Consider the following 1,420-nt stretch of genomic DNA (forward strand, 5'->3'; position numbering starts at 1 on the left):
GCGTCCTCCGGGACGCGGGCCCGCGCCGTTGTCGGAACGCTCCCCACATGTGAAGGCAGGCATGTGAAGACCCCGCCGACGCAGGCGCCGACGGGGTCCTCCCGGAAGGTTCGCAACACGTGGCCGACTGCGAACCGGGCACGGTGACCACTTTCGTGGCCGACCCCGGATAACCGGACGGCACGGACTCAAACAGTCACAACGCGGAGCGTCGAACTTTCACTGCACCGAAGTCTCAGTGCCCGAAGTTTCAGTGCCCGAAGTTTCAGTGCCCGAAGTTTCAGTGCACCGAGGACGTCTTCTTCCGCTTCGGAATCAGGTGCATCACCAGGACCACCAGTGCCCCGAGAACGAGTCCGACGAGGGCCGAGACCACGGTCCCGGAAGTCCAGGACAGGACACCGCCGAACCCGCCGTGGACGAGTTCACCGAACCAGTGCTCGAGATCGTGAAGCCGGTCGGCGGGCCAATGGAATCCGGCCTCGCCGACATTGATGATCAGGATGTGCCCGCCGACCCACAGCATCGCGGCGATCCCCACGACGGTGAGCACGGCCATCACCTTCGGCATCGCGGCGACGAGTCCCCGGCCGACCCGGCGAGCGAACGACGACTGCCGCTGGGCGAGCGACAGTCCCACGTCGTCCATCTTCACGATCAGCGCGACCACGCCGTACACCAGCGCGGTGATGAGGAGCGCCACGACGATCAGAACCATCAGCCTGGTGAGGAACGGTTCGGACTCGACCGACGACAGCGAAATCACCATGATCTCGGCGGACAGGATCAGATCGGTCCGGATGGCTCCGTTGACCATGGTCTTTTCGAGTTCCGGTCCGGACTTGGGTGCGTCCGCGGCCTCGTCCTCGTGATGGCCCCCGGTGAGGGCCTCGTAGACCTTCTCCGCTCCCTCGTAGCACAGGAACAGGCCGCCGGCGATGAGCAGGTACGGCAGCGCTTGCGGCAGGAACTGGCTGAGGATCATCGCCACCGGGAGGATGATCAGGAGCTTGTTGCGGATGGAACCGATCGCGATCTTGCGAATGATCGGCAGTTCGCGATCCGGGCTGAATCCGTGCACGTAGCGGGGAGTGACCGCGGTGTCGTCGACGACCACTCCCGCGGCCTTGACGCTCGCGCGACCGGCCGCTGCGCCGACGTCGTCGATGGACGCCGCTGCTGCTTTCGCGAGCGCCGCGACGTCGTCCAGCAGGGCGACGAGACCACCAGCCACGGGAAACCTCCACAGTTCGGTCGATCGAGCGACGCGCGGTCGCGGGTCGACCTTCAAACGGTAGCCGATCGCCCGCCCGGCCCGACAGCCCGTCGGTACGTAGCCGGACGAGTGACAACCGCTCCACCTCGAGAAGAACCGGAACGGCGCCGACGACAGCGGGCGCCACACCCGAAGGTGTGGCGC

General features: G+C 66.2%; 1 protein-coding gene. It reads right to left on the reverse strand.

Annotated features, from left to right (window positions below; genetic code table 11):
• Window positions 1-280: 280 nt before the first annotated feature.
• Entirely contained in the window at window positions 281-1,234 is a 954-nt protein-coding gene (locus ACFWBU_RS21250; RefSeq protein ID WP_169620202.1) for a DUF808 domain-containing protein, read from the reverse strand.
• Window positions 1,235-1,420 lie beyond the last annotated feature (186 nt).

This window comes from Rhodococcus sp. NPDC060084 (assembly GCF_042730335.1).
Taxonomy (GTDB): Bacteria; Actinomycetota; Actinomycetes; order Mycobacteriales; family Mycobacteriaceae; genus Rhodococcus.